Source organism: Paenibacillus sp. GQ49 (assembly GCF_059759055.1).
On the sequence record NZ_JCAXEL010000022.1, the window covers coordinates 96,599 to 113,266 of the forward strand.

16 protein-coding genes are annotated in these 16,668 nt (G+C 42.1%); 14 read left to right on the top strand and 2 right to left on the bottom strand.

Translation table 11 applies throughout. The features are described 5' to 3' along the window. Positions 1-2 precede the first annotated feature (2 nt). From AC6CIF_RS27080 to AC6CIF_RS27115, 8 genes are all read left to right on the top strand, one after another. A complete protein-coding gene (locus AC6CIF_RS27080) occupies positions 3-1,784 on the top strand; it encodes a sensor histidine kinase (protein WP_498202232.1) in 1,782 nt (593 codons plus the stop codon). Positions 1,785-1,797: 13 nt separating this feature from the next. Then, positions 1,798-3,339, top strand: coding sequence for a response regulator (locus tag AC6CIF_RS27085; protein ID WP_498202233.1), 1,542 nt, complete (start codon positions 1,798-1,800; stop codon positions 3,337-3,339). 139 nt (positions 3,340-3,478) lie between these two features. Beyond that, a complete protein-coding gene (locus tag AC6CIF_RS27090) occupies positions 3,479-5,134 on the top strand; it encodes a type 2 periplasmic-binding domain-containing protein (protein ID WP_498202234.1) in 1,656 nt (551 codons plus the stop codon). 111 nt (positions 5,135-5,245) lie between these two features. After that, positions 5,246-6,211 (top strand): ABC transporter permease, encoded by a 966-nt coding sequence (locus AC6CIF_RS27095; protein WP_498202235.1) that lies wholly within the window; start codon positions 5,246-5,248, stop codon positions 6,209-6,211. A gap of 12 nt (positions 6,212-6,223) precedes the next feature. Continuing rightward, positions 6,224-7,126, top strand: coding sequence for a carbohydrate ABC transporter permease (locus AC6CIF_RS27100; protein WP_017688457.1), 903 nt, complete (start codon positions 6,224-6,226; stop codon positions 7,124-7,126). A 282-nt stretch (positions 7,127-7,408) separates the two neighbouring features. Further along, positions 7,409-7,783: a response regulator transcription factor gene (locus AC6CIF_RS27105; protein ID WP_036615858.1), complete on the top strand. Its 375-nt coding sequence runs from the start codon at positions 7,409-7,411 to the stop codon at positions 7,781-7,783. Next, positions 7,773-8,408, top strand: a complete 636-nt coding sequence (locus AC6CIF_RS27110) for a chemotaxis protein CheC (protein ID WP_498202236.1) — start codon at positions 7,773-7,775, stop codon at positions 8,406-8,408. The genes AC6CIF_RS27105 and AC6CIF_RS27110 overlap by 11 nt, the downstream gene beginning before the upstream one ends. Then, positions 8,401-9,363, top strand: a complete 963-nt coding sequence (locus AC6CIF_RS27115; protein ID WP_498202237.1) for a diguanylate cyclase domain-containing protein — start codon at positions 8,401-8,403, stop codon at positions 9,361-9,363. The genes AC6CIF_RS27110 and AC6CIF_RS27115 overlap by 8 nt, the downstream gene beginning before the upstream one ends. Before the next feature lie 178 nt (positions 9,364-9,541). Here the strand turns inward: AC6CIF_RS27115 and AC6CIF_RS27120 are convergent, their stop codons facing one another. Continuing rightward, entirely contained in the window at positions 9,542-9,886 is a 345-nt protein-coding gene (locus AC6CIF_RS27120) for a winged helix-turn-helix transcriptional regulator (RefSeq protein WP_074095086.1), read from the bottom strand. 247 nt (positions 9,887-10,133) lie between these two features. Between AC6CIF_RS27120 and AC6CIF_RS27125 the strand changes: the two genes are divergently transcribed. From AC6CIF_RS27125 to nfsA, 4 genes are all read left to right on the top strand, one after another. Further along, on the top strand, positions 10,134-11,168 hold the full coding sequence (locus tag AC6CIF_RS27125; RefSeq protein WP_498202238.1) for an LLM class flavin-dependent oxidoreductase: 1,035 nt from the start codon (positions 10,134-10,136) through the stop codon (positions 11,166-11,168). A 26-nt stretch (positions 11,169-11,194) separates the two neighbouring features. Further along, positions 11,195-12,322: an NtaA/DmoA family FMN-dependent monooxygenase gene (locus tag AC6CIF_RS27130; RefSeq protein ID WP_498202239.1), complete on the top strand. Its 1,128-nt coding sequence runs from the start codon at positions 11,195-11,197 to the stop codon at positions 12,320-12,322. A 42-nt stretch (positions 12,323-12,364) separates the two neighbouring features. After that, positions 12,365-13,468, top strand: a complete 1,104-nt coding sequence (locus AC6CIF_RS27135) for a Gfo/Idh/MocA family protein (protein ID WP_498202240.1) — start codon at positions 12,365-12,367, stop codon at positions 13,466-13,468. Between the two features lie 73 nt (positions 13,469-13,541). Next, complete coding sequence (gene nfsA / locus AC6CIF_RS27140) at positions 13,542-14,282, top strand: oxygen-insensitive NADPH nitroreductase (protein ID WP_498202241.1); 741 nt, start codon at positions 13,542-13,544, stop codon at positions 14,280-14,282. 228 nt (positions 14,283-14,510) lie between these two features. Here the strand turns inward: nfsA and AC6CIF_RS27145 are convergent, their stop codons facing one another. Next, positions 14,511-15,056: a TetR/AcrR family transcriptional regulator gene (locus AC6CIF_RS27145; protein WP_498202242.1), complete on the bottom strand. Its 546-nt coding sequence runs from the start codon at positions 15,054-15,056 to the stop codon at positions 14,511-14,513. A 243-nt stretch (positions 15,057-15,299) separates the two neighbouring features. On the opposite strand from AC6CIF_RS27145, the gene AC6CIF_RS27150 reads away from it, so the two are divergent. Together AC6CIF_RS27150 and AC6CIF_RS27155 are read left to right on the top strand one after the other, a co-directional pair. Continuing rightward, on the top strand, positions 15,300-16,061 hold the full coding sequence (locus AC6CIF_RS27150; RefSeq protein WP_498202243.1) for an SDR family oxidoreductase: 762 nt from the start codon (positions 15,300-15,302) through the stop codon (positions 16,059-16,061). Between the two features lie 116 nt (positions 16,062-16,177). Further along, a complete protein-coding gene (locus tag AC6CIF_RS27155; protein WP_498202244.1) occupies positions 16,178-16,603 on the top strand; it encodes a MarR family winged helix-turn-helix transcriptional regulator in 426 nt (141 codons plus the stop codon). Positions 16,604-16,668 lie beyond the last annotated feature (65 nt).

The window sequence follows — 16,668 nt, forward strand, 5'->3', positions numbered from 1 at the left end:
ATATGCGTCATAAATTCTGGATGTTCCGTAAGGTTAATGATATTCCTCTCCGCTCCAAATTTCTGCTTATTTATGTACTTAGTATTCTCCTTCCTGTAATAACGATTAATATCTTCTTTTATCAACGTACCTCTGCGGATATCAAGATTAGAGAACAGGAAAATCTGCGTAAATCCATCGACAGGGCTGCGGGGGAACTGCTTGGCATGATTGATGAGAGCGTTGCTCTGAGCCGAATTATTGCAGCAGACGATTCGCTCTATGAGGCACTGGATCGGACCTATCACTCCCCCGTTGATTATTACAACGTGTACCATGCATTCCTGCGAGATAAATTAACACGGTATATGTCAGCGAATATTCTGGAGGTGCGTATCTATACGGATAACGATACCATTCAGACGGGCAGTCATTATATCGTGATGAAAGACAAGAATGTACTCCCTGGATTGAAACAGCTGAAATCCACCAGTGGAGGCATTCTTGTCGTTGATTATATTGAGCCATCCGGATTTAACGCGGGAAGAAGGATCAGTGTGATTGGCAAAATGGATACGTATACCTCGTATGCGAATTATGCGAAGTATTCCAAGATTGATCTGGAAGTTAACCGGGTGTATAGCATTTTAAATCGTGAATCAGACAGCCTTCAGCTGCGTCTGGTGGACAGCAACAATCGAACTGTCGTTTCAAGTGGGGAATTCAGCGAAACCGACTTATACCCACCTGATAATGAATCAATGCTCAAGGAATCTGGGGATTCTGCTTACACGCTCGAAAAATCGTTGGGGAATCTAGCCTACCTAAAGGGTTGGAAATTGATTGGAGTTGCCGATACACGTCACCTTGACCATCTGCTGCAAGAAGCCTTTAAGTCAATTCTGGGGTTGCTCGCATTAAGTATCGTGGTCCCCTCTGTATTGATCTATATTATTTTGCGTTCCTACCACTATCGGATTCGCAAATTATCCAGACATATGGAGAAGGTTCGTAACGAACGATTCGATCTGATTGAAATTCACGAAGGCCGCGACGAAATTGGCGGGCTTATTCGTACATTTAACATCATGATTGGTAAAATTCATACGCTGATTAATGACGTATATAAACTGGAAATCCGTCAAAAAGATCTGGAGCTGGATCAAGTGAGGACTGAATTGTCCATGCTCCAGAGTCAGATGAATCCCCATTTTTTATTTAACACATTGAATGCCTTGCTGGTCGTTAGTACAAAGAATGGATATACAGAAGTAATTGAGATTATCAAAAGTCTGTCCAAGCTGATGAGACAGTTGCTCAGTCATTCTGACAATCTGATTCCTTTGCAAGAAGAGCTGCAATTTACGAATCTTTATCTCCAGATTGAGAAGTTTCGCTTTGGAGAGCTGTTTGATTACACCTTCGAGGTTGATCCTGATGCAGCTTCATTGCTCATTCCCCGAATGAGTATTCAACCGCTCGTCGAAAATGCCTGTAAACACGGCTTGCAGGCGCGAAAAAATGGAAGAGAGATCAAGATAACGGCGAGACGAAACGCTTCTGAACTGGTTATTCAGGTGATCGATAATGGAATCGGTATGGATGCAGGGAGACTAACCGAGCTCCTGCGAGATATTCGTTCTGAAAGACCTCGGAACGGCGAGCATGTAGGACTTCGTAATGTCTACCGCAGGTTGGAACTCTTTTATGAAGGAAATGCAATATTTGATCTAAGCAGTGTACCTGGAAAGGAAACCATTGCAGGGTACCGTATACCGATCTCCAAGCTGGAACAGAGGAAATAGGAGGTAAACTCTCATGTACAAAGTACTGTTAGTCGATGATGAACCGTATGCCATTGAAGGTTTACAGCTTCTGATCAATTGGGAAAAGTATGGTTTTGAAATCAAAGGCGTGTGCGCCAACGGGGAGGAAGCCATTCGGATGATGGAACAAGATCGACCTGATCTCGTGGTGACAGACATTCGTATGCCTGTGATGAATGGGCTGGAACTTGTAGAAGAAGCACGACGATTGGAACATGAGTCTGTGCTGTTTGTCATCACGAGTGGATACAGTGACTTTAATTATGCCAGACAAGCTATTCGATTAGGTGTATCCAATTATTTAACCAAACCGGTTGACAGTACAGAAGCAGAGGATATGTTGGTCCGTCTCCGTATGCAATTGCAGGAGCGTGAAACCCAGGAGCGTATAAGAGAACATGCAACCGAGCAAAGGATCAAAGCGTTTTTGACTGCACTGATTAAGGATAAGCAAAATATATCGGAGGAGGAGATGTCGGAGTTCCTTCTTCGTTTAAACAAGTCCCATTGGGCATACCTGCGGATAGCCTTTCAGGGAGATATTCAGGAAGTCTGTTCAGTAGTTGAACAAACGGCTGAAGAAACAACTTGCTGTTATGTGATAGATAGAACAAGAGACTCGTTGGGAGTTGTATGGGGGGAGGAAACGAATGATAGAAATGAGACATTTGAAGCAATTAAAGTTTTTACCCAGCGTTTGATGAACAACATGCAACATAACGGCTGCGAAGATATTCATATCGCGGTTGGATTAACGGTCAACAAACTGGAGCATTTATCTGAATCCTTCCGTTCTGCTCAGGAAGTTGGGCGTTATTTGTTTTTTAATCAAGAGCGTCTTTTGTTTGCCGAAGATATCCAGCTGGAGAATTGGCAGTTTGATCCGGAAACGCTATCAGAAGTGGACCACATTTGCGATCTGCTTGAAAACGGTTCTGTAGAGGAACTCTCGTCTGCAATTCGGAGTGCTTTTGAACTGTTTGTACAGATGAAGGCTGCGCCAGAGATTGTACATATTTTCTCTACCCACATTATATTCCGCGGACTGTCCCTGTGTAGAGAACTAGGAGGAGAACCTAATGCTCTAATGAACGAATTGGCGAGCGGAATTCTGGAGAAGGGCCATCGAAATATAGAAGAGGTTGCTAACAATCTGGAACATTTCTGTTTGCAATGCAAGTCAGAACTGGCTGTTTTCAGGGAGAGGCAAATGGGTGGCATACAGGCGACGGTTGCTGAATATGTGCAGATGCATTACAGAGAGACATTTACGATCCAGGAGCTCGCAGAACGATTCTACGTGAATCCTGTCCATTTAGGGCAATCCTTTTTGCGAAAGTATGGTAAGGGTGTAATTGAGGTAGTACATGATCTAAGAATGGAAGAAGCGAAGCGTCTGCTCCAGCAGACGAATCAAACATCCAGTGCGATTGCAGAGCAAGTTGGGTACCGCAGTTACCAGCATTTTCTCAGACACTTCGAAAAACGAACAGCCATGAAACCAGTAGAATACAGGCAAAAGTATGCGAATTGATCCATGAAAAAGAAGAACCCCTCCTGAATAAGACCTACAATTACAGGGGGGTAGACCTTAAATGTATATATTTTGTAACCGCATACATTTCTTCATACTAAAAACAGTAAGACATACCACTTCCAAGGAGGGCAAGTACATGGGGGGACTTAAGAAAAAGAAGCTTTGGGGTTCCGTATCACTCGTTCTGGCTTTGAGTTTGGCACTTGCAGGATGCAGCGGTGACAATGAGAAAGCGACTACAAAGGATGGGAAAGAGGTACTGAACATCACGGCCTTTATCGGAACGCCAAATCAGGCGCCAGCTAAAGATAACCGAATCTACAAGAAGATCCAGGATGAACTCGGCGTCAATCTTGAGATGGAGTTTCTTGTGGGTGATCTTCAACAGAAGCTCGGCGTTATGATTGCCGGTGGCGATTTCCCTGACTTGATCACAGCAGACACCAAATTGGTCTCAGCCGGTGCGGTTATTCCGCTCGAAGATCTCATTGAAGAGCATGCACCTAATCTGAAGAAACATTTCGGTAAAGACTGGAACCGGATGAAAGACTCCAGTGATGGACATATTTACTGGTTGCCTAACTATGGAGTGTATACAGGGGAGTTTATTAGTAACTATTATTCTGGTCCTGCATTCTGGATTCAAAAATCCATACTGAAGGATGCCGGATACCCCACTCCTAAAACGTTGGATGATTTCACAAAGTTGATCCGTGATTATGCAGCCAAGAATCCAACGATTGATGGTCAACCGACGATTGGTTTCACTACATTGGCTTCAGACTGGCGTACGTTCCCTTTGCTTAACCCACCTGAACATCTTACGGGTCACCCCAACGACGGGGGCGTAGTCGTAGATGATAGTGGAGTCGCAACCGTTTTTGCCGACAAAGATATCTCCAAACGGTATTATAAAGAACTAAACAATCTGTACAACGAGGGATTGCTGGATAAAGAAGCCTTTGTTCAGAACTACGATCAATATCTGGCCAAAATTTCTTCGGGACGTGTGCTTAGTATGTTCGACCAGCACTGGAATTTCCAAGCTGGTGAAGACCCACTCGTCGCACAGGGGAAAATTGGTCAGACATACGTAGGCTTCCCGCTAGTCTATGATACAAGTATCACAGATCATTATCTGGATCGTCCGGTCATTAACTTGAACAATGGTTTTGGTATCAGTAAAGATGCTGAAGATCCTGTCGCACTCATCAAATTCCTCGATAAGCTTATGGACGAGAAGTACCAGAAGCTCTTGTCATGGGGTGAAGAGGGTGTAGACTATCAAGTGAATGAAGAGGGAAGATTCTATCGTACACCAGAGCAACGGACAGAGCAGGATGATCCGGCATGGAGATTGGTTAACAAAGCTGAAGGTTTCTACGCTGCTGCACCGAAGCTCGAAGGAACATTTGAAGATGGCAATGCGATTGGAGCGATCAACCAACCTGAGGAATTCTATGACAACCTCAAACCGGAAGACAAAGAACTTCTTGATGCTTATGGCTTCAAAACGTGGAGTGACTTCTTCTCTCCTGCACCAGAAAATCCAGTGTACTATCCAGCATGGCAGGTCGATCTGAAAGAAGGCTCTGATGCTGCGGTAGCGAACAAACAAATGACAGACACTTCGTTGAAATTCTTGCCTAAGGCGATCATGTCAAGACCGGATGAGTTCGATAACATTTGGACTGAATATGTAGACGCTTACAAGAAAATCGATGTCAAATCCTATGAAGACCGGATTAATGAACAACTGAAATGGAGAATCGAGAACTGGTCTGTTAAATAAAAAAATGCGGCAATGATTCTCTCGGAAGGTATCAACCAAAGGATTACTCAGGCGAGTGCCTTCCGAGACATCATGCTTAAAGTCGCTGCAAGCCAATAGGAGGAGTGAAAGATGGCGAACACGCCTGGAGCCATACCAGAGCAAACCACCCGTACAGTCGTTCCCAAAACACCACTGTTAAAACGATTGCGCGGACAAAGACAACTCATGTTCATGTCATTGCCCATCGTTGCGTACATTCTCGTATTCTCGTATTATCCCATTTGGGGCTGGGTTATGGCCTTTCAGAATTACAGTCCTGCCAAGAGTTTCACGCAGCAGGAATGGGTCGGGCTCAAACACTTTAAGTTTTTGTTAACAGACGATGCATTTCTTAACGTGCTTCGTAATACCATTGCGATGAGCGTCATCAATATGGTGCTCGGATTTGCGACAGCAATTATATTTGCCATTTTACTTAATGAGATCAAACATAAGTTTTATAAACGAACCATTCAAACAATATCGTATTTACCTCACTTTCTCTCATGGATTATTGTGACAGGTATCGTAGCAAGTTCACTATCTGTAGATGGTGGTATTGTGAATGTGGTACTCATGAAGCTGCATATCATTCAAGAACCCATCATGTGGCTTAGCGTTCCGGAATACTTCTGGGGCATTGTAGGCGCATCCCATGTATGGAAAGAAGTTGGCTGGAATGCCATTATTTATTTGGCGGCCATCACGTCTATCGATCCTTCCCTCTATGAAGCGGCAGAGATTGATGGTGCGAACCGATATAAGAAAATGCTGTATGTGACCTTACCCGGAATCAAATCCATTGTTATCATTTTGCTGATCATGAATATGGGCTGGATTTTGGAAGCTGGATTCGAGGTTCAGTATCTGTTAGGTAATGGTGTGGTTGTTGACTGGTCACAGACGATAGATATATTTGTCCTGAAATACGGACTACAGATCGGGAATTATTCACTGGCTACTGCGGCAGGTATCTTCAAAACAGTAGTAAGTATCACGCTGATCTTTGCGGCGAATTCAATTTCCAAACGGCTCGGGGAAGACCGATTAATATAAGGGGGACTAGAGATGGGAATCAATAAATCTCGGCTTGAACCGATTGTCTTCCATACGTTAAATGGTATACTGATGATCGCAATCGCGATTGTTACCCTGTATCCGTTTGTGAATACACTCGCCGTATCATTCAATGCCGGTAATGACACCATCCGGGGTGGGATTTATCTGTGGCCTCGGGTATGGACAGATCAAAACTACAGAGCAGTATTTGCAGGAGGGACCATCTTCAGCGCCTTTGGTATATCTGTGGCGAGAACGGTTTTGGGGACAGTTTTAAGTCTATTCTTAACCTCCATGCTGGCTTACACACTAAGCCGAAAAGATTATATATTACGAAAGCCCATTACCATTACAGTTGTTCTTACGATGTATTTTAGTGCAGGTCTTATTCCAACTTACTTCCTAATGAAAGATTTGCATTTGTTAAACAACTTCCTGGTGTACATTATTCCTGGGCTGATCAGTGCCTTTAATATGATTGTTATTCGTACCTATATCCAGACACTACCCGAGGGATTGATAGAATCCGCCAAAATTGATGGTGCTGGAGATTTCAGAACATTCATTTCCATTATTCTACCACTGTGCCAACCGGTTCTGGCTACTGTTGCACTGTTCATTGCAGTCGGTCAATGGAACTCTTGGTTTGATACGTTTCTGTATGCATCTTCCAAACAAAACCTCAGCACGCTGCAATATGAGTTGATGAAACTATTATCATCTTCTATGAATTCCAACAGCAGTGCAGCCGTTGCCAATGGTGCAGATCTTGGCGCTGCGCGCAACATGGTCACACCTGTATCTATTCGGGCAGCGATTACGATTGTTGCCGCATTGCCCATCTTAGTCGTATATCCATTTTTGCAGAAGTATTTCGTTCATGGCTTGCAGCTTGGAGGGGTAAAAGAGTAAACTTAATGCAGTTCCAGATAACCGATCAAAAACGGTCACTAGGTGACCGTTTTTTTATGTTTTTTTAACGATGGGCCGTAGTATGTCAATTGCACACGAATCTAACTTATTCAATAATGTTGTTGACAATTAAATTAAAGTTACTATAATTTATATTTACTTGATTCACCTGTCAGTCTCTTTTCAGGGTGCCACTGCGCGCGAAAGCCCTATATCAAGAACTGTCCACAGCGCCTGACCATCCCGAGCTCTTACCATTTTATCAAGGAGACTGAAGAGAAAATGAAAGTATTAATCGTGGAAGACTCCATTTTCGTACAGAAATTGCTTACAAAGCTGATTGTTGATCATATTCCAGAATGCGAGATTCAGATTGCTAACAATGGAGAGCAAGGATACAACCTATTTAAGGAATTTCAACCTGATTTTATAACCACTGACCTGCTGATGCCTGGTTTGAACGGACAAGAAATGCTTCGTATGATTCGAGAAACGGATAGCAATGTCAAAATTATTATCTTATCTGCAGATATTCAGAAGACAACTAGGGATGAAGTTGAAATGTTAGGCATTTCTGGTTTTTTGAATAAACCTTTAACCGCCGAGAAGGCAACTACTATGATTCAACTGATTCAGGCGGCCTATCATGCTGAATGATTTACAGAAGGATTTGCTTACTGAACTAGTGAACGTTTACGTGGGACAAGCGGCTAACATGTTGTCAGAGATTGTAGATAAGCGTATCGTTTTGAATATTCCGGAAGTGGAACTAATCTCCATATCCGATGTTGATCCTGGAGATCGAAGATACAACATTTTCTTCAGTGAAGGTCACCTGTTTAGGTCATCCTTACAGTTTGGATACGAATTTCAGGGAAAAGCATTTCTGATGTTTCCTGTTGAGCAGGCTAAAGTATTGGCAAACATCTGTCTTGGAGAACTGGGTGAGAGCATTATACCGAACGATCCGAACCTGATGGACACGGATTTGGACGTTTTGAAGGAAGTTAGCAATGTCCTGCTTAACGCCATTATTGGAGAATTCGGTAATTTCCTGGAGATCAAACTGGAATACGTCCTGCCTGATATTGAACTGATCTATGTCACTAATTCCGATCAACAAATATTGCTTCAGAATGAAGTTTATGTCCTGGTTTTACATACCTCGTTTTTACTTGCCGATACGGATGTGACAGGTATCATTGTCATAGCACTGAGTATGAACTCCATATCGAGCCTGCTGGCCAAAATGGACGCTTTGTTGGAGGCGGGCAATGGATAATCTTATTTCACAAGCTTTGAACAAAGCCCATATGGGAATAATGATCGTGGACAGGCATTTGAAAATTGTTGTGTGGAATGCCTGGTTGGAGCGCTTTACGGGCAAGAATGTAGAAGAGGTAGTAGGCTTGAATCTGCTTGAGGTCTGCCCACGGTTTAAGTCGAACATGTATTTAAATATTTTGCAAAATGCGCTGTATCATGGACAGAGCAGATTTTGCTCAAGCGCGTTACATAAGGCATTCATTCTTCCTAATGAAGGAGAGGATGAACAATTATTCAGACAAAATATGCATGTTGAACCGCTCTATCATGAAGATCGGAGTTATGCCCTTATTCAGATTACTGACATGACTAACACCAATACCAGGGTATATAAACTTAAAAATCTGATCAAAGAACTGGAGACGGAGTACGCCAAAATCAAAATCTCCGAGAAAATCAGCAAGCATTTGTCTTTGCATGATCCACTTACAGGTCTGCCTAATCGTCTTGCTTATAATGACCGTCTTGCCTGGGCCATCAGTAATGCCCAAAGAAACCATAACAAACTAGCCGTCATGTTTGTGGATGCTGATGGGTTTAAACAAGTGAATGATACATATGGACACCATGTTGGCGATCAAGTATTGCTGGAAATGGCAAAGCGATTAAGTGAAACAATTCCAAGTGCGGACACTGTAGCTCGGCTTGGCGGGGACGAATTCATCATTTTAAGCCATCTGAAAGATGATCACGATGCTGAAGTCATCGCCAAAAGATTGGAAGCTGCATTCAGTACCCATTTCAAAATTGCCGGAAACTATATCAACCTTTCGATGAGTATTGGTATCAGCCTATTTCCCAAGCATGGACAGGAGCCTTCCGAACTTCTGAGACATGCGGATGGAGCCATGTACAAGATTAAAAAGAATGGCAAGAATGGTTACGGAATTTATGACCCTGAAAATACTTAAGAAATCTAAAAATGTCTTTTAATAAAGTTGCTATAATAGCAACTTTATTTGTCTATAAGGAGAAGTCGAACAGAGGCAATAGTCAGAACAGTACCAAAAGCAAGGGGAAAAAAAAGAAGAAAAACATATCATCCCCCCTTTAACAAAGATAAGTAATATGGAAGCCTAGTTTAAATGCTTAGCCGTATTCTTTGCCAAAGTCCTCCATCTTTTCAAGGATCGGTAGTAACTTCATTCCCTTGTCTGTTAACGAATACTCAACTCGCGGAGGAACTTCCGGATATACATCGCGTTGAATAACACCATCATTCTCTAACTCTTTAAGCTGCTTTGTGAGGGAGCCTTGAGACAGATCTCCAAGGAATTTTTTGATATCCGTATATCGCCGTGTTTCGTCTTTTAGGTACCATAAGATAAAATATTTCCAACGCCCAGAAAGGACATTCTGAGTAAAAGCAATGGCGTACATGTCACTTTTTCCATCTATAAACTCTTGTTCAAATCCTTCATTGCAAACTCTCATTCATATCACTCCTGATCCAAAGGTACAAAAAGATGTACTATGTTCATTTAAATTGCCTTCTTTGCAAACGAAACGAATACACTTATGATTGGTTCAAGAATCAAAACAAAACCATTTTAGTTTGACTAAAGTGTAAAAATATAAACTCATTTGGTTTTATAGTTAGTAGGCTAAGTAATTATTATATTTTTTAATCCTATAGTTAGCAAGCTAAATAATAAATATAACTCAGAAAGGTGTATCCGATGTGAATACAGCAAATGGACTAAAACTTTCGATTTTGGAATTTGTTCATATCTATGCAGGATCTGAGGCTTCAGAAAGCCTTCAGAACGTGACAGAAATGGTTCAATTCGCAGAACAGTGGGGGTTTAACAGATATTGGTTTACAGAACACCATAACACCAAAAACTTGATGAGTACCTCACCAGATTTACTGAGCTTGCATGCGGCAGCTCATACCAAAAGCATTCGAGTAGGCTCAGGTGGCATCATGTTGCCGAATCACAGTGCCTTGAAAGTGATGGAAAACTTTACGCTCCTCGAAGGATTATATCCAGGGCGGATTGACCTCGGGATTGGACGAGCTTCAGGCACGGATGGCAGAACCATGTTGGCATTGTTGAGGTCTCAAGAATTAATGGAAGTGAATGATTTTCCAGAGCAATTAGATAACCTGCTTTCTTTCTTTGCCCGTGACTTCAAAGAAAACCACCCGTTTAGTTCCATCCATCCTCCGGGAGATCATTCCATGGTTCCAGATCTGTTTATGCTAGGATCTAGCGAGGGTGGATTACATTTTGCCTTGGAAAAAGGATTAGGGTTTGTATTTGCTGCACATTTGGCACCGCAACTGACTATTCCTGTGTTGAGAGCTTATCATGCGAATTTTAAGCCTTCGTCTTATTTTACGGAACCTCAAAGTATGTTAGCGACAATCGTTATTACAGCCGAAACGGAAGAAGAGGCTAAATATATCGCAGGACCAGCTGAGTTAATGTGGGCACAAATGAGTACGGGGACGAGATACCTTACTTTCCCTACACCGGAAGAAGCCAAAAATCACACCTATACGCCTCATGAAGAGCTGGCCAGGGAACGTAATAAAGATCGCTTTGTGATTGGAAGTGTCGAACAAGTTGCGGAGCACCTTTGGCAGCTTGCGAAAGCAAGTTTAGTGGACGAAATTATGATTGCAGACTTTTATCCGAATCAAGAGAGCCGCAAGAAAGGCCATGAATTATTGGCAAAAGAATTAGGTTTATCACAGGGGAATAAGTGAACTCGTGAAAAGGAGATCATTCAACTATGGAAGAAAGAAAGCTTAAATTAGGGGGAATTATTGATGGCGTGGGTTGGAATCACACGGGTTGGAAACACCCCGCTATTCCAGCAGATGCCAGTGAAAATATTGAGTATTACGTACAGAAAGCCATACAACTTGAACAGGCAAAGTTCGATCTCATCTTTTTGGCAGACGTAAGTCATATTGGACCTGGCATGATCCCACACTATCTAAGTATGTTTGAGGGCGTATCCATTTTGTCTGCACTAAGTATGGTAACACATTCCATTGGCTTGGCTGCAACCATAGCGACTTCATATGCTGATCCCTTTACAGTTGCCAGGCAAATCGCCTCACTCGATAAGATTAGCAAGGGCAGAGCAGGGTGGAATGCGATCACCTCGAATCCGGGAGGGTTAGCCAATTACAGTCGGTCCCATTTAAGAAAAGCAGATCTTTATCCCATGAAAAAAGAGTTTTTGGAAATTGTTGAAGGCCTTTGGGATTCGTATGAAGACGATGCCTTTATACGTGATAAGGAACGTGGGGTATTTTATGATCCGCGTAAGATGCATCCTCTACATTATAACGGGAATTACTTCTCCGTGGAGGGTCCTTTAAATATCAGTCGATCGAAGCAAGGCAGACCGGTGGTCTTTCAAGCCGGCACTTCCCCGGAGTTCATGGATATTGCTGCACAGCATGCTGAAGTCATCATGGCACCTGGACATGATCTGGAATACCTCAAGGCATTCACTGCTGAACTGACACGTAAAGTTCAAAATCAAGGGCGTTCACCACATGATCTGTTGATGATGCCTTCTCACAACCCGATCGTTGGTAAAACGGAGAAAGAGGCTCTCGAAAAGCTAAGGGAAATCGAATCATGGATGCCACAAGGTTATCGAATGCCGAAACCTGGGTTAATAGGATCGGCGGATCACGTTGCCGAACAAATCGAACATTGGTATAGAGCAGGCGTCATGGATATCTTGCTCATTAGACAAGATCATCCAGCAGGATTTAAAGACTTTATTAAATTGGTTGTTCCCATCTTGCAAGATAAAGGCATATTCCGCAAGGAATATGAGGATGACACACTTCGGGGGAATTTAGGTCTACCTTACCCTGAAAATCAATACACGAAGTAACAATCAGAAATTTGTTATTTAAAATAAAGGAGATGTTATACATTGAGTAAGAAAATTCGTACAGGAATCATAGGGGCTTCCATTAATAATGGGTGGGCGAGTGGTACACACATTCCAGCTATTGAGCATTTGGATGAGTTTGAGCTTACAGCAGTGGGGACAAGCAATATGGCTAGTGCGAAGAAAAGCGCAGAAGCTTTCCGGGCAGATCATGGCTTTGATAATATGGAGGAGTTGGCTCAGCACCCTGATGTGGATATGGTTGTTGTAAGTATTAACGTCAAGGAACATTATAACGCCGTTAAAGCCGTCGTGCCTGCTGGCAAACCAATCTATTGTGAATGGCCTTTGGGTTCGAATACAGAGGAAGCGCTTGAAATGCAGGAATGGGTATCATCTGCCCAACTGCCAAATGCGATTGGATTACAGGCTAGACAAGCCCCGGCCATTCAATATGTAAAAGATTTATTGACAGAAGGTTATATCGGTAAAGTGTTATCTGCCAACCTGAAGATCGCTATAGATGGCATGGGTGGCGTTGGTGACAAGTCGACTGCGTATTTGTATGACCGAAAAGTTGGAGGGAACTTGCTGACCATTGTAGGGGGCCATAATCTGGATGCCTTCACTTACATGCTTGGGGACTTTACAGAATTGTCTGCTACCACAGCTCAACAGTTTCCAGAAGTTGAATTGGTTGATATTCAGAAAGTCATCAAGAAAACAACGGATGATCAGATCATGATTACAGGGAAATTGACTAATGGGGCAGCAGCCAGTGTCCATATTCAAGGTGGAGTTAAACATCAGACAGGACTTACACTTGGAATCTTCGGAGACAACGGCACGATTGTTCTGAGCGCCCCCGCATCCATTCAATTCGGATCACATCAATTACGCGGTGCAGGATCTACGGACAACGAGCTTCGCGAACTAACCATTCCCGATGCCTATTACTCGGCTCCACATTCTCTATATAACGACTCCGGATTTGTTCTGAACATGGCTCAGGCTTATCGTAAGTTCGCCCAAGATATTCAGGAAGGCACTACCTTAGCACCTACTTTCGCGGATGCGGTGAAACTACATCAGTTACTGGATGCCGTCGAAAAATCAGCACAGACAGGTGAACGTCAATATTTCTAATCCTAACCAAAAAGAATATGAAGGAAAATATTACGAGAGAATATGGAATCAAAGAATAAAGGAGAGGTTTTTAATGAATAACACACTCGAATTGCTTCATAATCATACATCGTTTCGTTCTTACACATCTCAACCCCTGACTGAGGAACAAATAGATGCAATATTTCAGGCAGCGAATCAAACTTCATCGTTCAGTCTTCTGCAGGCGGTATCCATTATTCGCATCACAGATCCAGTTCTTCGAAAAAAAGTCAGACATCTGTGTGTCGATCAACCCTATATTGAAGAAGCGGCAGAATTCTGGATCTTCTGTGCAGATTTCAACCGAAATCATGAAATCGCTCCGGATGTGGATATTGAATATATTGAATTTCTGTTGATTGGTTCATTCGATGCTGGCCTGATGGCACAAAATGCGTTAACCGCGGCTGAATCGCTGGGACTTGGCGGAGTGTTCATTGGTGCGGTCAGAGCTAATATTAGCGAACTATCCGACGTATTGGGTTTACCCAAGTATGTCATTCCTTTAGTGGGGCTGTGCATCGGTCATCCAGATGGAGATAAACCTGAGCTTAAACCTCGGCTGCCTCAATCCATGGTTTTACTTGAGAATCAGTATCAATCTCTTGATCAAGAGAAATTAGCTATCTATGATGAAACGATGTTGAAGTATTATGAAAATCGACCGACGAGAGCCCCTTTCACTGTGAAAAAAGTAAAAGGATGGAGTGACCATATCCAGGATCATCTACAGAGAAGTATTCAGCCGCAGATGATGGACTATTTGAACAAGCAAGGTTTTGCCAAAAAATAAGCTTTACGATAAATCCAATCTTCCTGAACTTTAGAGTTGTTCACATTCTTTCGATCTGCTTTCCTCGATATGAGTCAGAATTATAGTGTGAATACTTGACGAAAAGCTATTGTAGGCTGAAACCGTGCAGACCTAAAATTCCTTGGTTTGATGCCTCTTCAAAACTATGAGATGAAATGAGAGCAACATTAGTAACAGTGGCTACTGATGTTGCTCTCATTTTATCGTTTAGTTTTGGTGCATCATTCGAACAATATGCTCTGCTATACTTCGTTCTGTTAGTTTAGTTTGTTCCGCAGTATGCAGAGTAACTGCTTCATTAATCATGTTTGCATAGATTTGTGCGTACAAAGTACGTTCATCAGAGTTTATGTCCTGCATACAAAGATCCAAATACCGCTTAAGTGCAATGACTAATTTTGAAGAGAGAAGAGGAATAATTTTATTATAGTTCCGTCGACATTTCTTTTTGACTTGTTGATGATACTCAAATGCTGCGAATACCAAGTGCATCATATTGTCTTTGGTAAATGCACACACACCATTAGTATGTTGTTGAATAAGTTCTTCTGCTGATTTTTTTATAATCTCATCCAACAATTCATATTTATCCTGGAAATGAGCATAGAATGTTGCCCTATTGATTTGGGCCCGTTCCGTTAAGTTTTGTATGGTGATTTTATCAAAATCTTTTTCTTCCATCAGTTCGAAAAGCGCCTCGAAAATGGATTCTCTTGTTCGAGTTGTACGAATATTTCTTACTTTAAGTCCCATGAATCTATCTCCCTTTTTTAAACCAACAAAAGACTCGCATTGTTGGTTGTTCCTCAATGATGTTCCGGATACAATTGAACTACTAAAGCAACTATTGTTGTAATAGTATAATACTAAGAAGGTGGTTAGTACATTCAGAAACTTTAAAGTGCAAGGTTAATAGTAAGTAACGATTTCATCTAACAGTGTAAATAATAAAACTACAAAGTGATTAAGAAAACTAAATATTGGAGGGATTTTAAAATGAAACTTACAGGAAACACGATCTTCATTACAGGTGGCGGCTCAGGAATTGGACGTGCATTGGCAGAAGCTTTACACAAGCTTGGAAACAAAGTAATCATCTCGGGTAGAAGAAAAGAGCGTCTGGAGGAAGTACTTAGTGCTAATCCCGGAATGTCTGCAGTTGAACTGGACATACAGGATCTTTCCAGTATTGAGGCAACGGCTAAGCAACTTATTCGGGACTTCCCTGATTTGAATGTCTTAGTTAATAACGCCGGCATCATGCTTTTCGATGAGGCTACGGGTGTGATTGACGAAGAGATTCTGGTTTCAACGGTCTCAACAAACTTGCTTGGACCCATTCGAATGACATCTTCATTAATTGAACATTTGAAGTCTAAAGAAGAAGCTGTGATCATTAATACGACTTCTTCAATCGGGTTTATTCCGTACGCAGCGACTGCAGTGTATTCCGCGACCAAAGCAGCGCTCCATTCTTATACCTTATCACAACGTTATTTGCTTAAAAATACAACAGTAAAAGTATTAGAAATTATACCACCTGGGGTTCAAACAGAACTCATGGCAGATCTTAGTGACGATCCACATGCGATGCCACTTGAAGCATTCATTAAAGAAACCATACGATTACTCGGTACGGATGCTGAAGAAGTTCTCGTGGAACAAGCGAAAATGATTCGTGATAATCAAGGTCCGAATGAAGGAGCCTTTGTAACGCAACTTAACGATATGGCGAGCCAAGCAACAACAGAGCATTAATTTCATCCTTCCAAGACTCTTGGTTTCATCGTTACCATAGGTGAATTGACACCTGTATATCTCCATGATACATTTAGTCTGCTAAATATAATTCGGATGTTAGGGAGGGATCGTTCATGACAGATACAGTAGATTGTGAAATTCGACAGTCTTTAGATCGAATTTCCTCCCAAATGCGTCGAAATTATAGTGAATCTCTTCGGGAACTTAATCTCTATGTAGGACAAGATAATTTGTTGTATCGGCTGTGGTTGGGTGATGGGGTAACACAGATGCAACTAAGTGAACATATGAAATGCGAACCACCAACGGTTACGAACATGGTCAAATCACTGGAGCAGAACGGATTTATATATCGCAAACGTGATGTACAGGATGCAAGGATCATGCGTATCTTTCTAACCGATAAGGGCAAAGAATTAGAAAAACCGGTTGAGTATAAATGGAGAGAGCAGCAAGAGAAACTACTTCAATCCATTTCTTCGGAAGATCGGCTGATATTGAGGCAATTAATGCAACAAATGGAGCGAAATATATTATAACTTATGCCAAGCTTCACGTAAGCTAAATGAAATGAACGAAACAGAGCCGCTATTATAGCGGCTTT

What these genes read in the sequence shown, in the direction of transcription:
- AC6CIF_RS27080 (WP_498202232.1), top strand. Translation starts at nt 3, where the DNA reads ATGCGTCATAAATTCTGGATGTTCCGTAAGGTTAATGATATTCCTCTC.
- AC6CIF_RS27085 (WP_498202233.1), top strand. Translation starts at nt 1,798, where the DNA reads ATGTACAAAGTACTGTTAGTCGATGATGAACCGTATGCCATTGAAGGT.
- AC6CIF_RS27090 (WP_498202234.1), top strand. Translation starts at nt 3,479, where the DNA reads ATGGGGGGACTTAAGAAAAAGAAGCTTTGGGGTTCCGTATCACTCGTT.
- AC6CIF_RS27095 (WP_498202235.1), top strand. Translation starts at nt 5,246, where the DNA reads ATGGCGAACACGCCTGGAGCCATACCAGAGCAAACCACCCGTACAGTC.
- AC6CIF_RS27100 (WP_017688457.1), top strand. Translation starts at nt 6,224, where the DNA reads ATGGGAATCAATAAATCTCGGCTTGAACCGATTGTCTTCCATACGTTA.
- AC6CIF_RS27105 (WP_036615858.1), top strand. Translation starts at nt 7,409, where the DNA reads ATGAAAGTATTAATCGTGGAAGACTCCATTTTCGTACAGAAATTGCTT.
- AC6CIF_RS27110 (WP_498202236.1), top strand. Translation starts at nt 7,773, where the DNA reads ATGCTGAATGATTTACAGAAGGATTTGCTTACTGAACTAGTGAACGTT.
- AC6CIF_RS27115 (WP_498202237.1), top strand. Translation starts at nt 8,401, where the DNA reads ATGGATAATCTTATTTCACAAGCTTTGAACAAAGCCCATATGGGAATA.
- AC6CIF_RS27120 (WP_074095086.1), bottom strand. Translation starts at nt 9,886, where the DNA reads ATGAGAGTTTGCAATGAAGGATTTGAACAAGAGTTTATAGATGGAAAA.
- AC6CIF_RS27130 (WP_498202239.1), top strand. Translation starts at nt 11,195, where the DNA reads ATGGAAGAAAGAAAGCTTAAATTAGGGGGAATTATTGATGGCGTGGGT.
- nfsA (WP_498202241.1), top strand. Translation starts at nt 13,542, where the DNA reads ATGAATAACACACTCGAATTGCTTCATAATCATACATCGTTTCGTTCT.
- AC6CIF_RS27145 (WP_498202242.1), bottom strand. Translation starts at nt 15,056, where the DNA reads ATGGGACTTAAAGTAAGAAATATTCGTACAACTCGAACAAGAGAATCC.
- AC6CIF_RS27150 (WP_498202243.1), top strand. Translation starts at nt 15,300, where the DNA reads ATGAAACTTACAGGAAACACGATCTTCATTACAGGTGGCGGCTCAGGA.
- AC6CIF_RS27155 (WP_498202244.1), top strand. Translation starts at nt 16,178, where the DNA reads ATGACAGATACAGTAGATTGTGAAATTCGACAGTCTTTAGATCGAATT.